Genomic DNA, 16,705 nt, shown 5'->3' with positions numbered 1-16,705 from the left:
AATAATGTGCGATGAATGATTTAACCTATTTCAAAGAACAATTTAAACAGTCTCAGTCTGTAAATGCGGATGATAGCATTGCCGTTGTCAGAAAAAATAATTTTGATGCTTTTAATAAAATTGGCTTGCCTACATTTCATACAGAGGAATGGAAGTATACCGGCATCAGCAATCTTTTTGACAGGGAATATAACCTTACATCCGCTGTGTTGGAAAGCACTGTTACTGTTGCCGATGTAGACGCTATTCGTTTACCTGGCCATAAAACAGCAAATGAACTGGTTTTTGTAAACGGTCATTTTAATACGGCTTTGTCCAATATCCGTTCATCCGAGACAGAATTGACTGTGCAGCCTTTAACAGAGGCGGCCCAGGGCACTTATAAAACCATAGTTGCTGCTCATTTAAATAAAAGCAGTACTTATATAAAAGACGGAGTTCACGCCCTGAATGGTGCTTTTATAGCGGGTGGTGTTTTTGTATACCTCCATAAAGGCAAATTGCCTGAACATCCGCTATATATATATCATATTTTAGATGGAAGAGCAGAACATATCCTGGCCCAGCCACGTAGCCTTGTTTATGTGGATGAAAGCAGTACGTTAAAACTAACAGAAGTATATGCTTCAGTAGGTACGTCCGATACTTTTTGTAACGAGGTAATGGAACTAGTGGTGGAGAAAAATGCCTATGTGGAATATTATAAAATACAGAATGATAGGGCAAATGCCAGTCAGGTAAGCACTACGCATATTACCCAGATTGGACGAAGTTATGTACATACAGTAACGATAACGCTTAGTGGTAACATTGTACGCAACAATATGAACCTGGTACTGGATGCTCCGGGCAATGAGGCGCATTTATATGGTTTATACCTTTTAAAAGGAAAAACACATGCTGATAATCATACGCTGATAGACAACAGGCAAGCAAATTGCTTTAGCAATCAGTTTTATAAAGGGATTGCTGCTGATTTTTCGACTGCTGTATTTAATGGAAGGATCATGGTACAACCTGATGCTCAGAAAACCAATGCCTATCAGTCCAATAAAAACATTCTGTTGTCCGATAATGCTACGATAAATACTAAACCCCAGCTGGAAATTTTTGCTGATGATGTAAAATGTTCGCATGGTTGTACAGTTGGGCAGCTGGACGAAGAAGCCTTGTTTTATTTAAGGGCAAGAGGCATTCCCAAAGCAAAGGCCGAAGTATTGCTTTTGCAGGCTTATGCAACAGACATACTAGACCAGATCAAATCCGAGCCTTTACGTAAGTATGTAGAAAAACTAATTTACAAACATTTATCTCTTCAATAATGGTACTAACGGATATAAGACAGCAGTTCCCCATATTATCGAGGATGGTGAAAGGTAAACCACTGGTTTATTTCGACAATGCTGCTACCTCGCAAAAGCCGCAACAGGTAATTGATGCATTGACGCATTATTATTCGTTTTACAATGCCAATATACACCGCGGCATACATACGCTTGCTGAAGAGGCGACAATGGCTTATGAAGCTACCCGTGAGGCTGTTAGGGATTTTGTTGGTGCAGATGCTACTGAAGAGATCATTTTTACCAAAGGAACAACAGAGGCCATAAACCTGGTTGCTTATACCTGGGGCAGACAAAACATTACTGCAGGGGACGAGATCATTATATCCGGCATGGAACATCATTCGAATATTGTTCCCTGGCAAATACTATGTGAAGAGAAAAAGGCTTTCCTGAAAGTAATTCCTGTTACAGATGAGGGAGAACTTTCCATAGAAGCTTATAAAGAATTACTGGGCTCGAAAACAAAACTGGTAGCTGTTGTTCATGTATCTAATTCGTTGGGTACCATAAATCATGTGAACGAAATTATCACTGCTGCACATCTTGTTGGTGCCAAAGTGCTGATAGATGGGGCCCAATCTGCAGTCCACCTGGATATCGATGTTCAGAAAATGGATTGTGATTTTTTTGCTTTTTCCGGCCATAAGGTATATGGCCCTACAGGGGTTGGTGTACTGTATGGTAAACGCGAATTGTTGGAGGATATGCCTGTTTTTCAAGGTGGTGGGGAAATGATCAAAGATGTTACATTTGAGCAGACTACTTATAATGACCTGCCTTATAAATATGAAGCGGGTACACCAAATATTGCAGATACAATTGCTTTAAAAACAGCATTGGATTTTATTACTGCAGTTGGAAAAGATAAGATCAGGGTACATGAAGCTAATTTACTGGCCTACGCAACAGCTCATTTAAAAACCATTCCGGATTTGAGCATCATTGGCGAAGCCAAAGACAAAGCGGGTCTGGTGTCTTTTGTTGTTAAAGGTATACATCCACAGGATATTGGGGTATTGCTCGATAATATGGGTATAGCTGTTAGAACAGGACATCATTGTACGCAACCATTGATGAAACGCTTTGGTATCCCTGGTACGGTAAGGGCATCCTTTGCAATGTATAACCAACCGGAAGAAATAGATGTGCTGATTACCGGACTGCACAAAACTATAAAAATGCTAACGTAATGGAGCAGAGATCAATACCTGAAATTGAAAGGGAAATTGTTGAGGATTTTGCACTTTTTGACAGCTGGGAAGATAAATATGAATACATTATTGACCTGGGTAAAAAGCTGGCAGAACTGGCAGACCAGTATAAAATAGAAGAAAACAAGATCAAAGGTTGCCAGTCTACTGTTTGGCTTAAGGCCTTTTACAATGATGGTAAAGTGCATTTTAAAGCAGATAGTGATGCTGTAATTGTGAAAGGCCTGATTAGTATGTTGATTAAAGTTTTATCCGGGCATACCCCTGAAGAAATTTTAAATGCCAGAATGGACTTTATCGGGGAAATCGGAATGATGACGCATCTGGCCCAAACCCGCTCCAATGGTTTGCTGGCTATGATTAAACAAATGAAGAATTATGCCCTGGCTTATAAAATAATGCAGGGCACAAAAAATGAATAGGCTATGGATAAAGAAGCGTTAAAACAAAAAGTAATCGATTGTTTGCAAACTATATATGATCCTGAAATACCGGTAAACATATATGAGCTGGGGCTGATTTACGAAACGGAAATCCTGCCACCACTTAATAATGTGCAGATTGTGATGACACTTACTGCGCCTGGTTGTCCTGCCGCACAAAGCATTCCGCTTGAAGTTGAACAGAAAGTAAAAGAAATTGATGGGATAAACGAAGTTACTGTAGAGGTAACATGGGACCCACCATGGAACAGGGATATGATGTCTGAAACGGCGCGTTTAGAACTGGGAATGATGTGATAAAAATATAGACTGATGAAAATTACTGCACAGGAAGAATATGGATTAAGAATTTTGCTCCGTATTGGAAGACATGACCATGGGGATGGAATCAGCATTCCGGCTATTAGTGAAGCCGAAGGCTTATCTGGGGCTTATGTAGCCAAACTAACCCGTATTTTGCGCATGGCGGGCTATATCAATAGCACACCTGGCAATAAAGGCGGGTATGTACTGGCACAGACCGCTGGACAGATCAATATTAATCAGGTAATGAAAGTATTGGGTGGCGCACTTTACAGTAAAAAGTTTTGTGAAGATTATCCCGGTACTTTAAAATTATGCACAAACTCTATAGATTGTTCTATAAGGTCTTTATGGCAAATGATCCAGTTTACTGTTGATCAGCTGCTGGATAAAGTTACATTACAGGACCTGATCAGTCAGGAGCAGGAATCAAGTTTATTACTTGAATCAATTTTACAGCAGCACGTCACTTCGTAAGTTCTTTTCCATCTCATACTGATAGATATAGGGAAATAATCCGATAGACCCTAAAAATGTAATGGTCGAGCTGGAATCTATATCTATGTTGATAACAGACATTTCAGCTTTGTGAACATTAAATACATATTTAAATAATGCTTTTCCATAACCTTTACGACGATGTGATTTATGCACAGCAAATTGAGCAATCCGGTTGTTCAAAGGATTGTAGCTAATATAGGCAACTAACTTATCTTTCAGGTAAATACCAACGATTTTGTTGTGCTCACCCAAATTTTGCATGGCAATGATTGAATTTTGCCAGGATGGTGTCCAGTCCCAGAAAGACGTTACTTCTTGCCAGTCTATATGTTTAATTTCATGGATATCTATGCGTTTGCCTTTGATCCCTGTTATTTTTGGGATGCCTTTAAAGCATACGAGTTCCCTTTTGAGCTGATAGCCGATCGCTTTGTAGGTTTTTAATGCCGGAAGATTTTTTTCAAGGACTTCAAGGATGCATTTTGTTACACCTTCCTTTTCAAGAAAGGGTAAAATATAACGGTACATTTTCCCCGTCAGGTTATGGCCTCTTTTTGCAGGTATTACACCTGTTCCGGCATTATAGGCAATTTTTTCATTGCCCACTTTATTAATCCCATGCAAAATAAAGCCAACAAGTTTGCCATTTTCATAAGCCCCTGCCGATAACTTAAGGTCTATAGAATCTGCCATTAACTTTCGTTCCAGTTGTTCCTTTGTCAATTGCATCTTAACCAGGTAATCAGAAAAAGACGCATTGAAAGTATGGAGAAGGGCGTCTGTCGAAATGTTTTCTAAATTGCTATATACCAACATCTTTTATGCTCTAAAAAAAGCGCCCCGGTAATTACTCCGGGACACCATTAACGCTCTCAATGTAAATCTATATAAGATATATGAGACCAACCAACATTTTAATTGTTTTTTTTATTCTTTTTGTTCAGTTCATTAATAGTGTAAAAAATATGATTAGTGTTGACATAAGCTTAATTTTGCCAAATGAGCAGTCTCATTTACAACATCAAACATATTGCAGGTATTCTGGGTATAAAAAACTTTGAAGTACAAAAGGATGCGATCATCAGTAAACTTGTGATTGACAGCAGAAGTGTAATAGATCCGGATGGCTCTTTATTTTTTGCTTTAAAGGGACAAAGAGATGGACATGGATTTTTAAAAGATGCTTATGCCAATGGAATCCGGAACTTTGTGATCAGTGAGGCTAAGTATACCAGATTGTTTCCTGACGCCAATATTTTGCTTGTTCAGGATGTGTTACTCGCTTTACATACCATCGCTAAATATAATCGTAACCAGTATGATTTAAAAGTACTTGGTATAACCGGAAGCAATGGTAAGACCATTGTAAAGGAATGGCTGTATCAATTACTGGCTGCTGATCATAACATTGTACGCAGTCCCAAAAGTTTTAACTCCCAGATAGGTGTACCTCTATCTGTATGGGAAATTACGGCCATACATACACTGGGTATTTTTGAAGCAGGCATTTCCAAAACTGATGAGATGGATGCCTTGGCCAGCATGATCAAACCTAATGTAGGGATTCTGACAAATGTAGGAGAGGCACATGCCGAGGGCTTCGTTTCATTAAAAGAAAAACTGCTCGAAAAATTAAAGCTGTTTAATGATGCTGACTTGTTTATTTATGCTCCTGAATATACAGCAGGATTAAGTACAGATGATTTACCAGGAAAAACCAAGTTCTCCTGGAGCAAAAAACAGCAAGCCGATCTGCAAATCTTATTTGTTGAACCAATTGATGGTAAAAACTATATCCGGGCAGATTTTAAAGGAATAGAAATAGAATGCCTGATCCCATTTAGTGACCAGGCATCTGTAGAAAATGGGATCATCTGCTGGGCTACCCTGCTGGCCTTGGGGTATACACCTGAAGAAGCGGATAAACGTCTGGAAAAGTTGACCAGGGTAAGTATGCGCCTTGAATTAAAAAACGGGATAAACCAATGTTCTGTAATAGATGATTCTTATAGCGCCGATATTTCGTCCCTGGCCATTGCACTTGATTTTCTAAACCTTCAGAACCAGCATCCCAAAAAAACGCTGATCTTGTCTGATATTTATGAAACAGGTAAAACCAATAGGGTACTTTATACTGAAATTGCAGCGCTATTGAAACAAAAGCATGTAGACAGGCTCATTGGTATTGGTACCCATATTAGCGAATCGGCCTCTTTATTTGATATGGAAGCCAGTTTTTATGAAAGTACTCAAGCATTTATTGATAATTTTCCTGCACTCCATTTTAATAACGAAACCATTTTAGTGAAAGGGGCCAGGAGATTTGAATTTGAGCGGATCAGTAAGCTGATTGCACAAAAAGTACACGATACCGTAATGGAAATTGACCTTAATGCATTGGCAGGTAACCTGCAGTTTTACCGCAGTAAACTACTGCCTGGGGTTAAGGTTATGGCTATGGTCAAAGCTTTTTCTTACGGCAGTGGCAGTTTCGAAATAGCCAATTTATTGCAGTACCACAAAGTGGACTATCTGGCTGTTGCCTATACTGATGAAGGCATTTCATTAAGAAAGGCTGGTATAACGCTACCTATTATGGTAATGAGTCCCGAACCTTCTGCTTTTGATGCCATCATCAGGTATAACCTTGAACCCGAAATCTATAACATTGAAATTTTGCAGGGTTTTATTGGCTTTTTGAAAACCGACCAATATCCTATTCATCTGAAAATTGATACCGGAATGCATCGACTGGGATTTGAAGAACCTGATTTATCTGACTTGTTAAAGGTGTTGACTGAAACCAGAAAAGTTAAAGTGGCTTCTGTATTTTCCCATCTTGTGGGAAGTGAAGATGGGCTGCATGATGAATTCACCCGGCATCAGATTGAACGGTTTACAGCCATGACAGAACTGATTAGCGAAACACTGCACTACCCCTTCATCAGGCACATTTCCAATACTTCTGGTATTTCGCGCCATCCTGAAACACAACTGGAGATGGTACGACTTGGAATTGGTCTATATGGTTTTGATGCTGCATTAAAAAACAATACCGCCCTCCAGACAGTTGCTATCCTAAAAACCACCATTACCCAAATAAAGCACCTTAAACCAAATGAAACTGTGGGGTATGGCAGGAAAGGTCTGTTGCCGAAAGGTGGTACAATTGCTACTGTAAAAATTGGTTATGCCGATGGTTACAGTCGTGCCTTTGGAAATGGAACAGGTCGCATGCTGATCAAGGGGAAACTTGTACCCACTGTTGGAGTAATCTGTATGGATATGTGTATGCTGGATGTAACAGGGCTGGATGTGAAAACAGGGGATGAGGTAATTGTGTTTAACAATGAGCTTAGCATTGCTCAACTGGCTACTCAGATCGGAACTATTCCTTATGAAATTCTCACTAATGTATCTCAAAGGGTAAAACGCGTGTATTTTTATGAATAGATTCCCCTAGCAGACAAAATATTTTCATGAATATTTTATCTAAGTTTGCACTATGAATAAAGTTGGCAGGGCATTACTGAATTATCTGATCAAAGGATTGCTAATCGTACTTCCTATTGCATTAAGCATTTTTATAGTAATATGGGCTGTAACTACGGTGGACAGCTGGTTAAACGTAAATAATATTTTAGGTGTTGATCCCAAAACCGGTGCCAGCCGGAACATACCTGGGCTGGGACTTGCACTTGTAGTTTCACTAATATTACTTGCCGGTATTTTTGTAACCTATTTTGTTACGGAACCTATGTATAATTGGTTTCAACGTTTACTGGATAAAATACCATTATTAAAATTTATTTATTCTTCTATTAAAGACCTTACCGAGGCATTTGTAGGAGACGAGAAAAAGTTTAATAATCCTGTTCTGGTAGAAGTAGAAGGTGATTTAAAGCGGATCGGTTTTCTTACCCAGAATGATCTGAAATCTATCAATCTTCCCGGAGAGTCTATTGTGTACTTTCCTTTCTCTTACTCATTTGCCGGACAGGTTTACGTAGTGAAACATGAGAAAATAAAACCTTTGAATATGAGTGCTGCAGATGCCATGAAGTTGGTGGTATCTGGCGGCGTTAGCCATTTTGGGTGATATATCATTTTATGAAAGAAACAGATGTTTAGAAATTCGGTTTCAATACATATTTCTCATAGAACCTGAAAATATGTTCAGCAGCCTCAGCGGCTGTATCTACCAGGCGAAATAAATTCAGATCTTCAGCATGAATATTATGTTCTTTTTGCAGCATGGTATTCTTGATCCATTCTACCAATCCACCCCAGTATTCCTTTCCAACCAGCACGATCGGGAAACGAGCAACCTTTCCTGTCTGGATCAGCGTAATTGCCTCAAACAGCTCATCCATAGTGCCCATTCCTCCAGGTAATACAATAAAGCCCTGAGAGTATTTCATGAACATCACTTTCCTGATAAAAAAGTAATCAAATTCCAGCAATTTATTGTGGTCAATATATTTGTTGTGGAACTGTTCAAATGGCAGGTCTATATTTAATCCTACTGATTTACCCCCATTCATGTGGGCACCTTTATTACCTGCTTCCATAATACCGGGACCACCGCCGGTAATTACACCATACCCACGTTCTGTTAACAATCTACCACATTCGACAGCTATTTCGTAATATTTATTCGTTTCTGCAGTCCTAGCCGAACCAAATATGGATACGCAAGGTCCAATTTTAGCTAATTTCTCGAAACCATCCACAAATTCGGCCATTATTTTAAAGATCTGCCAGGAATCTGTAACTTTTATTTCCTGCCAGTTTTTATTCTCAAAAGCACTTCTTATTTTCTCTTCACTTGTCATTCGATAGGTATTAAGGTATTAGAATTTGGTTTGGGTTGTTGATGTTTTACCAGTAATCCAAAGCATAACAAATGTAAGTAATCCATTTAATATGATCAGTTCAAAACCTAAAGCGTATCCAAACCAGTTTAAAGAATTGATATCAATTATAAAGCACAATATTGGTGAAAGTATACAGATATAAGGTACAAGCTTGTCGGTTACAGCCTTTTTAGTCAGCATTCCAAAACCAAAAAGACCTACCAATGGTCCGTAAGTATACCCGGCTGCTTTAAAAATGGCATTTACTACCGAGTCATCGTTGATGATTTTAAAGATCATGATCACAACGACCATCAGCACAGAGAATCCAATGTGCACCAAGTGCCGTTTGCTAACCAGTGCAGGATCATTCTGATCGGCTTTTTTATCGAAATGTAAAAAATCTACACAAAATGAAGTTGTTAATGCCGTTAATGCCGAATCAGTGGTCGCAAATGTCGCGGCGGTTAATCCCAGCATAAAAATAATGCCTGGTATGACATTCAGGTGGTTTAATGCAATTTCCGGATAAAGGTGGTCAGGTGTTTTTAATGCTGCAACATCAATTCCGTTTTTTGCAGCGAAAAGATATAACAAAGCACCTACACTTAAAAAGAAGATATTCATGATCACAAAAACGGTGGTGAAGGTGAACATATTTTTTTGTGCTTCGCCAATGGTTTTCATACTTAGGTTTTTCTGCATCAAATCCTGATCCAGTCCGGTCATGGCAATGGTTACAAAAATACCCCCAAAAAACTGCTTGAGGAAATGCGTTTTACTACCCAGAAAATCCTCCCAGAAAAAGATTTTGGAATAGCTACTGTTTTTTACAGCCTCGAAAGTACCGGCAATATCCAGGTTTAAAGATCTGGCAATAAATATGATTGATAGCACTACAGATAGCAAAAGGAATACTGTTTGCAAGGTATCGGTAATGATAATAGTTTTTAATCCTCCTTTGTGTGTGTACAGCCAGATGAGTACCAGGCAGATAACTATAGTTAACCAGAAAGGTATACTCCAGGCATCAAAAATGAACTTCTGCAACACAATAGCAACAAGGTAAAGCCTAAAAGCAGACCCAATAGTACGGGATACCAGGAAAATTACGGCACCGCTTTTATAACTCCAGAAACCCAGACGTCTTTCAAGATAGGTATAAATAGAAATGATATTTAACCTGTAATATAATGGGAGCAATACCGTAGCAATAATGATAAAGCCGACTGCATTGCCCAGTATGAACTGAAAATAACCAAAATCACTTTTGCCTACAGCCCCGGGTACCGATATAAAAGTTACGCCGGATAATGCCGTTCCTATCATTCCAAAAGCGACCAGGTACCATTTGGAATTTCTGTTTGCAATGAAGAAAGAAGAGTTGTCTGAGTTGTTTCTTGAGGTGAAATAAGCCACCCCAACTAATAAAGCAAAATAGCCTAGAAGAAAGGACAAAAGAATAATCGGACTCATATAGTGGTTTAATTAAGCTGATAAATGTAAGAAACCATCATGAGTTTCTCCTAATAAAACCAAATAAAAATGTTGGTCAATTTTATTTAAATTTGTAAAATGAACTTTTCTTCTAAACTGCTTGAAGATGCTGTCAATGAATTTTCCAAGCTACCCGGAGTTGGACAAAAAACTGCTTTGAGATTGGTGTTGCACTTGCTGAATAAAGAACAGGAAGAAGTGGACCATTTTGGAAATGTGCTTATCAGGCTTAGAAAAGAAATAAAACACTGTAGTGTATGTCATAACATTTCTGATCAGCATACCTGCAATATCTGCACAGCCGGAAAAAGAGAAAAAGAGTTGATATGTGTGGTAGAGGATACCAGGGATGTAATGGCAGTCGAAAATACAGGTCAGTATTTTGGTGTTTATCATGTGCTTGGCGGTTTGATTTCTCCAATGGATGGCATAGGCCCTTCAGATCTTTTTATTGATTCATTGGTGCAGCGCGTGGCAACAACTCCTGTAAAAGAGGTTATCCTGGCTTTAAGTGCCACTATGGAGGGAGATACCACACTTTTTTATTTATATAAGCGGCTTAAAGATTTCCAGATCCCAATTACAACCATCGCCAGGGGAATTGCCTTTGGCGGAGAATTGGAATACGCCGATGAAATCACCCTGGGCAGGTCTATCGTAACCCGTGTGCCTTACCAAAACTCATTAATTAAATAACAATGGATTTTTTTAAAAATAAAGTAGTTATAATTACCGGCGCGTCTTCAGGTATTGGAAAAGCTTGCGCCGAAGAATTTGCAAAACGGGGGGCAAACCTGGTACTGGCTGCAAGACAATATGTAACCCTTTGTGAAATTACAGCTGATCTTGAAAGGAGATACAGCATAAAAGCTATAGCTGTGCAGGTTGATGTGAGTAAAGAAGAAGATTGCATACTGATGGTTAAACAGGCTTTGGTTACTTTCAATAAAATTGATATGCTCATCAATAACGCAGGTCTTTCTATGCGGGCATTGTTTAATGAAGTAGAGCTTGCAGTGTTAAAAAACCTGATGGATGTAAACTTCTGGGGTGCTGTATATTGCACAAAATATGCTTTGCCTGAAATACTTAAAACCAAGGGCAGCATTATTGGCGTGTCCTCTATAGCGGGTTATCGTGGCTTGCCGGGCCGCACCGGATATTCTTCTTCTAAATTTGCAATGAATGGATTTATGGAGTCCTTACGTACCGAACTGCTCAAAACAGGAGTGCACGTAATGGTGGCCTGCCCGGGTTTTACCACTTCCAATATCCGTGTAGCAGCTTTGGCAAAAGACGGGACTTCCCACGGTGAAACCAGTATGGAAGAAGGGAAAATGATGAGTGCAGAAGAAGTTGCCGTAAATATTGCTAATGGAATTGCTGCACGTAAACGCACGCTGATAATGACAGGGCAGGGCAAGCTTACGGTCTGGATCAATAAATTGCTGCCTGCACTTGCAGATAAACTGGTGTTTAATCATTTTACCAAAGAAAAGAATGCCTTAGTTAAATAATTTTTTTTGCGAAACACTTGTTCCTTTGCAAAAACAATTCCATATTTGCGTTAATGATATTAACAAACGGACTTAATAAATGGTGGTGGCACAACGCAAATGCGTAGTGTAACCCTGTATTGAACGTTTTTATTTTATATAATAATATTTGAGGGTTGCTTTAAGGCAACCTTTTTTGTTTTACAACTTTTTAAACTTCTTTTTAGAAGTCATAATATGAAGAAGATACTCAACCACTTATTCGAAAACAGAACCTTTAGCCGAGCCGAGGCACAAAAAATTTTAACCGCTATTGCTTTAGGCGAGTTTAATACTTCGCAAATTGCTGCTTTTATTACGGCTTACGGCATGCGCAACATTACAGTTGAAGAGCTTCAGGGTTTCCGCGATGCTATGCTGGATCTTTGCATCAGACTCGATTTTTCTGATTTTGAACTGGTAGACCTTTGTGGTACAGGAGGAGATGGTAAAGATACCTTTAACATTTCAACCCTGGCATCCTTTGTTGTAGCTGGCGCTGGCTATAAAGTGGCCAAACATGGTAATTATGGAGTGTCCTCGGGCTGCGGCTCATCTAATGTAATGGAGTATCTGGGTTATACCTTTACCAATGATCAGGATCTCTTAAAAAGAAGCCTGGATCATGCTGGTATCTGTTTTATTCATGCACCTTTATTTAACCCGGCCATGAAAACTGTAGCGCCAATCCGTAAAGAACTTGGTGTAAAAACCTTTTTTAACATGCTGGGGCCAATGGTAAACCCCGCACAACCTAAAAACCAGATTGTGGGGGTTTTTAGTCTGGAACTAGCCCGATTATATGCCTATCTCTATCAGGATACCGATAAAAACTATACGATATTGCATGCTGTTGGCGGTTTTGATGAGATTTCTTTAACCTGTGATATTAAAACTTTTAGCAAAAATGGTGAAGCATTAATGAAGGTAAGCGATCTGGGTTTTGAACAGATCACTGAAGATAAAATAAAAGGTGGCGATACTGTCGAATCATCCGCCCGGATATTTACCAATGTACTAAGCGGAAAGGGCACTGATGAGCAAAATAATGTAGTACTTTGCAATGCCGCACTGGCCATCAGAACCATCGATGCCTCCAAAACTTTTGCAGATTGTTTTTATGAGGCCGAATCTTCTTTAATGGGTTTAAAGGCAATGGATAGTTTTAAAAAACTGATAGGAAAATAAAAATTTAGATAAATTCCGGAGATAAAATGAAACCTAAACTAAAAGTATGTGGAATGAAGCTCACAGATAATATTGAGGCTGTAGCTGCGCTAAGGCCTGATTATTTAGGTTTCATCTTTTACAGGCAGTCTAAACGGTTTATTGCAGGCCTCACGCCTTCATTTGTACGTAACCTGCCCGCGGGGATTAAAAAAACAGGGGTTTTTGTAAATGAAGAATTGAACAAAGTTGCCGAACTGGCAATTTTATATGGATTAAATGCTGTACAACTTCATGGTTCTGAACCTGTAAAGTATTGCATTGCTTTAAAAGGTTTGCTTGCCGACCATGGTATTGTTCTAATCAAGGCATTTGGAATTGATGAGCACTTTGATTTCAGCCAGCTGAAAAGCTATGAACCGGTGGTGGATTATTTTCTTTTTGATACCCAGACAGCAGGTCATGGGGGTTCCGGTAAAACCTTTAACTGGAGTCTTCTTGAAAAGTATACTTTAAATAAACCTTACTTTTTAAGTGGGGGAATTGGCCCTGATAGCATAGCGCAACTAAAAAATATAACAGATACCCGTCTTTACGCCATAGACATTAATAGTAAGTTTGAACTTGCCCCTTGTTTAAAAGACATAGATAAATTGACAGATTTTAAGAATGCATTATGAGTTATTTTGTAAATGAAAAAGGTTATTACGGAGATTTTGGTGGAGCTTACATTCCCGAAATGCTGTACCCTAACGTAGAGGAACTGAGACAGAATTACCTTAAAATAATTGAGGACGAATCATTCCAGAAAGAGTTTCATCAGCTGCTGAAAGATTATGTGGGCAGGCCATCCCCATTGTACCTGGCCAAAAGGCTCTCAAAAAAGTACAATGCGAATATATTTCTAAAACGTGAAGACCTGAACCATACTGGTGCCCATAAGATCAACAATACCATCGGGCAGATCCTGCTGGCAGAACGCCTTGGGAAAAAACGGATCATTGCCGAAACTGGTGCAGGGCAACATGGGGTGGCTACAGCCACAGTTTGCGCATTACGTGGCCTGGAGTGCGTGGTATATATGGGGGAAGTTGACATTAAGCGCCAGGCCCCTAATGTGGCCCGGATGAAAATGCTGGGTGCTAAAGTAGTGCCGGCAACCTCAGGTAGTAAAACTTTAAAAGATGCAACCAACGAGGCGATGCGTGATTGGATCAATAATCCCGTGGATACCCATTATATTATAGGATCTGTAGTCGGTCCCCATCCTTATCCGGATATGGTGGCTATTTTTCAATCCATCATATCCGAAGAAACTAAGAAACAACTTATAGAACAAACCGGAAATGACCAGCCGGATTATGTGCTGGCCTGTGTAGGTGGTGGTAGTAATGCGATGGGCATGTTTTATCATTTTATAGAGGATGAAAAAGTTAAACTGATCGCTGTTGAAGCAGGGGGTAAGGGGATTGATAGTGGATTTTCAGCGGCTACTACAGCTTTGGGTAAAGAAGGTGTACTGCATGGAAGCAGAAGCATTTTGATGCAAACACCGGACGGACAGGTGGTAGAACCACATTCTGTATCTGCAGGTCTGGATTACCCTGGCATTGGCCCTCAGCATGCGCATTTATTTAAAACGGGGCGTGGCCTGTATGTGTCCATTACCGATGATGAATCTTTACAGGCAGGTTTGTTGCTTACCCAGATGGAAGGTATTATTCCGGCAATTGAAAGTGCGCATGCACTGGCTTATTTAGAGAAAATGACCTTTACCGGTAAAGAAAATGTAGTTGTTTGTCTTTCAGGAAGAGGAGATAAAGACATGGATACCTATATGAAATACTTTAATTTATAAACGAAGGTACAACACCAATATGAACAGATTACAACAATTATTTCAGGAAAAGAAAAATATACTTTCAATATATTACACAGCTGGTTATCCCAATTTAGGCGATACTTTAGCTATTGCAGAAGAATTGGAAAAATCAGGGGCCAATCTATTGGAAATTGGTTTTCCTTATTCAGATCCTGTAGCAGATGGACCAATTATACAGGCCAGCAGCAAGCAGGCGCTAGATAATGGAATGGATCTTAAACTCCTGTTTCAGCAACTAAAAGATTTGCGTAAAACCGTCAGTATACCTGTTTTATTAATGGGCTATGTAAACCCGGTGTTACAGTTTGGTGTCGAGAATTTCTGTAAAGCCTGTGCTGAAGTTGGAGTAGATGGTTGCATTGTCCCCGATTTGCCTATGGTAGAATACGAAAGACTTTACCAGCCAGTTTTTGCTAAATATGGTTTAAGCAATATATTCCTGATTACTCCGCAAACGGCTGCAGACCGCATTCAGAAAATCGATAGTTTAAGTAACGGATTCATCTATCTGTTATCTTCATCGGCAACAACCGGGCAAAATCTGCAGGTATCTAACCATACTGAAGCCTATTTTTCAAGGATAGCAGATCTTAAATTAAAGAACCCAACTATGATTGGTTTTGGTATCAGTAGTAAAGAAACCTTTGATAAAGCCTGTGAATATGCCAATGGGGCTATTATAGGTAGTGCATTTGTAAAAGCGCTGGATACAAGCAATTTAAAAGGAAGTATTGAAACCTTTATGCAAAATTTTAAGCAGGATTAACTGCTGGTTTCTTTTTGGGGATTGATTTTAAAAATACAAACCCCGCTATACCTGATAGTACAGAAGCGCAGAGCACAGCAAACTTCGCTTCTGTAACATGAAGGACATCGCTGAAAGATAAAAGGGATATGAAAATAGACATGGTAAAGCCAATACCAGCAAGCATACCCAGACCAATAATGTGTTTCCAGCCAGATCTGGATGGTAAACTACCCAGCTTAAGTTTTACCGCTGCCCATGAAAACAAGGTTACACCAATGGTTTTTCCTATAAATAAACCTGTAATAATTCCAAAACCAAGTGGCGATATCAATCCGCTGACCATTTCTTTCTGAAAAGTGATATTGGTATTGGCCAGTGCAAAAATAGGCATGATAAAGTAGTTTACCGGGCCATTCAGCAGATGTTCCAGTTTTTCCAGTGGAGATTCAACATTCGTATTGTTTGTGGGGATGGTTAAGGCCAGTAAAACGCCAGCAATGGTGGCATGTATTCCCGAGTGATGGATGAAGTACCATAAAAACACACCTGGTATCAGGTAAAAGTAAAGTGGTTTTACATTTAAAAAATTGAAGACCAGCAGCAGTGCTACTATACCAGCTGCCATCAGCAAATAATCAAAATGCACTTCATTGGTATAAAAAATAGCGATGACAAGGATAGCACCAAGGTCGTCAACAATAGCGAGTGCAGCCAGAAATACTTTTAAAGAGGTAGGTACATGTTTACCAAGCATAGAAATAATGGCCAGTGCAAAAGCAATATCTGTAGCCATAGGTATTCCCCAGCCTGATGCTGTATTTTCACCTTTATTGAACATAAAATAGATAAATGCAGGTACCAGCATGCCACCAAGAGCAGCTACTACTGGTAGCGAAGCTTTCTTAATCGATGACAATTCCCCTTCCACCATTTCACGTTTAATTTCCAGGCCAACCAGTAAAAAGAATACAGCCATTAAGGCATCATTAATCCAGGCAGATACTGAAAAAACATAGGCATTGGCACCAAAGGTAAACCCGAAGTCTGTAGCTAAAAAATCGGCAAATGCGGTGGCATAAGATGAATTGGCAATGAAGAGTGAAATTGCCACACAAATCAATAATATTACCCCACCAATTTGACCTGAACGGAAAAAATCTTTAAATGCCTGTAGGTTGAGTAATTTAGCCATACTGGTAAATATAGCTATTTTGGA

The 16,705-nt window shown here is 39.3% G+C and carries 17 protein-coding genes; 13 read left to right on the top strand and 4 right to left on the bottom strand.

Annotated elements, in window-relative coordinates:
- The first annotated feature begins 11 nt into the window (after positions 1 to 11).
- From sufD to PHEP_RS15050, 5 genes are read left to right on the top strand one after another with little or no spacing between them, the layout of a single operon-like run.
- Positions 12 to 1,322, top strand: a complete 1,311-nt coding sequence (gene sufD, locus PHEP_RS15070; RefSeq protein WP_015808845.1) for a Fe-S cluster assembly protein SufD — start codon at positions 12 to 14, stop codon at positions 1,320 to 1,322.
- A complete protein-coding gene (locus PHEP_RS15065) occupies positions 1,322 to 2,536 on the top strand; it encodes a cysteine desulfurase (protein ID WP_015808844.1) in 1,215 nt (404 codons plus the stop codon). Before sufD ends, PHEP_RS15065 begins: the two co-directional genes overlap by 1 nt.
- The gene (locus PHEP_RS15060; RefSeq protein ID WP_015808843.1) at positions 2,536 to 2,979 is read left to right on the top strand and encodes a SufE family protein; all 444 of its coding nucleotides are present in this window, start codon (positions 2,536 to 2,538) and stop codon (positions 2,977 to 2,979) included. Before PHEP_RS15065 ends, PHEP_RS15060 begins: the two co-directional genes overlap by 1 nt.
- A 3-nt stretch (positions 2,980 to 2,982) precedes the next feature.
- Positions 2,983 to 3,297 carry an SUF system Fe-S cluster assembly protein gene (locus tag PHEP_RS15055; RefSeq protein ID WP_015808842.1) on the top strand — a complete coding sequence of 105 codons (315 nt, stop codon included), beginning with the start codon at positions 2,983 to 2,985 and terminating at the stop codon, positions 3,295 to 3,297.
- 15 nt (positions 3,298 to 3,312) lie between these two features.
- The gene (locus PHEP_RS15050) at positions 3,313 to 3,780 is read left to right on the top strand and encodes an RrF2 family transcriptional regulator (protein WP_015808841.1); all 468 of its coding nucleotides are present in this window, start codon (positions 3,313 to 3,315) and stop codon (positions 3,778 to 3,780) included.
- Here the strand turns inward: PHEP_RS15050 and PHEP_RS15045 are convergent.
- On the bottom strand, positions 3,757 to 4,620 hold the full coding sequence (locus PHEP_RS15045) for a GNAT family N-acetyltransferase (protein WP_015808840.1): 864 nt from the start codon (positions 4,618 to 4,620) through the stop codon (positions 3,757 to 3,759). The two genes, PHEP_RS15050 and PHEP_RS15045, sit on opposite strands and share 24 nt — an antisense overlap.
- Before the next feature lie 183 nt (positions 4,621 to 4,803).
- Between PHEP_RS15045 and PHEP_RS15040 the strand changes: the two genes are divergently transcribed.
- Both PHEP_RS15040 and PHEP_RS15035 read left to right on the top strand, forming a co-directional pair.
- Positions 4,804 to 7,257 carry a bifunctional UDP-N-acetylmuramoyl-tripeptide:D-alanyl-D-alanine ligase/alanine racemase gene (locus tag PHEP_RS15040; RefSeq protein ID WP_015808839.1) on the top strand — a complete coding sequence of 818 codons (2,454 nt, stop codon included), beginning with the start codon at positions 4,804 to 4,806 and terminating at the stop codon, positions 7,255 to 7,257.
- A 52-nt stretch (positions 7,258 to 7,309) separates the two neighbouring features.
- On the top strand, positions 7,310 to 7,903 hold the full coding sequence (locus PHEP_RS15035) for a DUF502 domain-containing protein (RefSeq protein WP_015808838.1): 594 nt from the start codon (positions 7,310 to 7,312) through the stop codon (positions 7,901 to 7,903).
- A gap of 28 nt (positions 7,904 to 7,931) precedes the next feature.
- Here PHEP_RS15035 and PHEP_RS15030 read toward each other — a convergent pair whose 3' ends face one another.
- On the bottom strand, positions 7,932 to 8,639 hold the full coding sequence (locus PHEP_RS15030) for an LOG family protein (RefSeq protein WP_015808837.1): 708 nt from the start codon (positions 8,637 to 8,639) through the stop codon (positions 7,932 to 7,934).
- 18 nt (positions 8,640 to 8,657) lie between these two features.
- Positions 8,658 to 10,136, bottom strand: coding sequence for a sodium:solute symporter (locus PHEP_RS15025; RefSeq protein ID WP_015808836.1), 1,479 nt, complete (start codon positions 10,134 to 10,136; stop codon positions 8,658 to 8,660).
- 99 nt (positions 10,137 to 10,235) lie between these two features.
- On the opposite strand from PHEP_RS15025, the gene recR reads away from it, so the two are divergent.
- From recR to trpA, 6 genes are all read left to right on the top strand, one after another.
- Complete coding sequence (gene recR / locus PHEP_RS15020; RefSeq protein WP_015808835.1) at positions 10,236 to 10,853, top strand: recombination mediator RecR; 618 nt, start codon at positions 10,236 to 10,238, stop codon at positions 10,851 to 10,853.
- A gap of 2 nt (positions 10,854 to 10,855) precedes the next feature.
- Positions 10,856 to 11,674 carry an SDR family oxidoreductase gene (locus PHEP_RS15015; RefSeq protein ID WP_015808834.1) on the top strand — a complete coding sequence of 273 codons (819 nt, stop codon included), beginning with the start codon at positions 10,856 to 10,858 and terminating at the stop codon, positions 11,672 to 11,674.
- A gap of 216 nt (positions 11,675 to 11,890) precedes the next feature.
- On the top strand, positions 11,891 to 12,880 hold the full coding sequence (trpD, locus tag PHEP_RS15010; protein WP_015808833.1) for an anthranilate phosphoribosyltransferase: 990 nt from the start codon (positions 11,891 to 11,893) through the stop codon (positions 12,878 to 12,880).
- A 26-nt stretch (positions 12,881 to 12,906) separates the two neighbouring features.
- Positions 12,907 to 13,539: a phosphoribosylanthranilate isomerase gene (locus tag PHEP_RS15005; RefSeq protein ID WP_015808832.1), complete on the top strand. Its 633-nt coding sequence runs from the start codon at positions 12,907 to 12,909 to the stop codon at positions 13,537 to 13,539.
- Positions 13,536 to 14,717 carry a tryptophan synthase subunit beta gene (gene trpB, locus PHEP_RS15000; protein ID WP_015808831.1) on the top strand — a complete coding sequence of 394 codons (1,182 nt, stop codon included), beginning with the start codon at positions 13,536 to 13,538 and terminating at the stop codon, positions 14,715 to 14,717. The genes PHEP_RS15005 and trpB overlap by 4 nt, the downstream gene beginning before the upstream one ends.
- A gap of 19 nt (positions 14,718 to 14,736) precedes the next feature.
- Complete coding sequence (gene trpA, locus PHEP_RS14995; protein WP_015808830.1) at positions 14,737 to 15,507, top strand: tryptophan synthase subunit alpha; 771 nt, start codon at positions 14,737 to 14,739, stop codon at positions 15,505 to 15,507.
- Here the strand turns inward: trpA and nhaA are convergent.
- On the bottom strand, positions 15,494 to 16,681 hold the full coding sequence (nhaA, locus tag PHEP_RS14990) for a Na+/H+ antiporter NhaA (RefSeq protein WP_015808829.1): 1,188 nt from the start codon (positions 16,679 to 16,681) through the stop codon (positions 15,494 to 15,496). The two genes, trpA and nhaA, sit on opposite strands and share 14 nt — an antisense overlap.
- Positions 16,682 to 16,705 lie beyond the last annotated feature (24 nt).

The organism is Pedobacter heparinus DSM 2366 (assembly GCF_000023825.1).
GTDB classification, from domain to species: domain Bacteria; phylum Bacteroidota; class Bacteroidia; order Sphingobacteriales; family Sphingobacteriaceae; genus Pedobacter; species Pedobacter heparinus.
The sequence above is the reverse complement of the archived record's forward strand: the minus strand, read 5'-3'. Positions and strand labels throughout refer to the sequence as shown.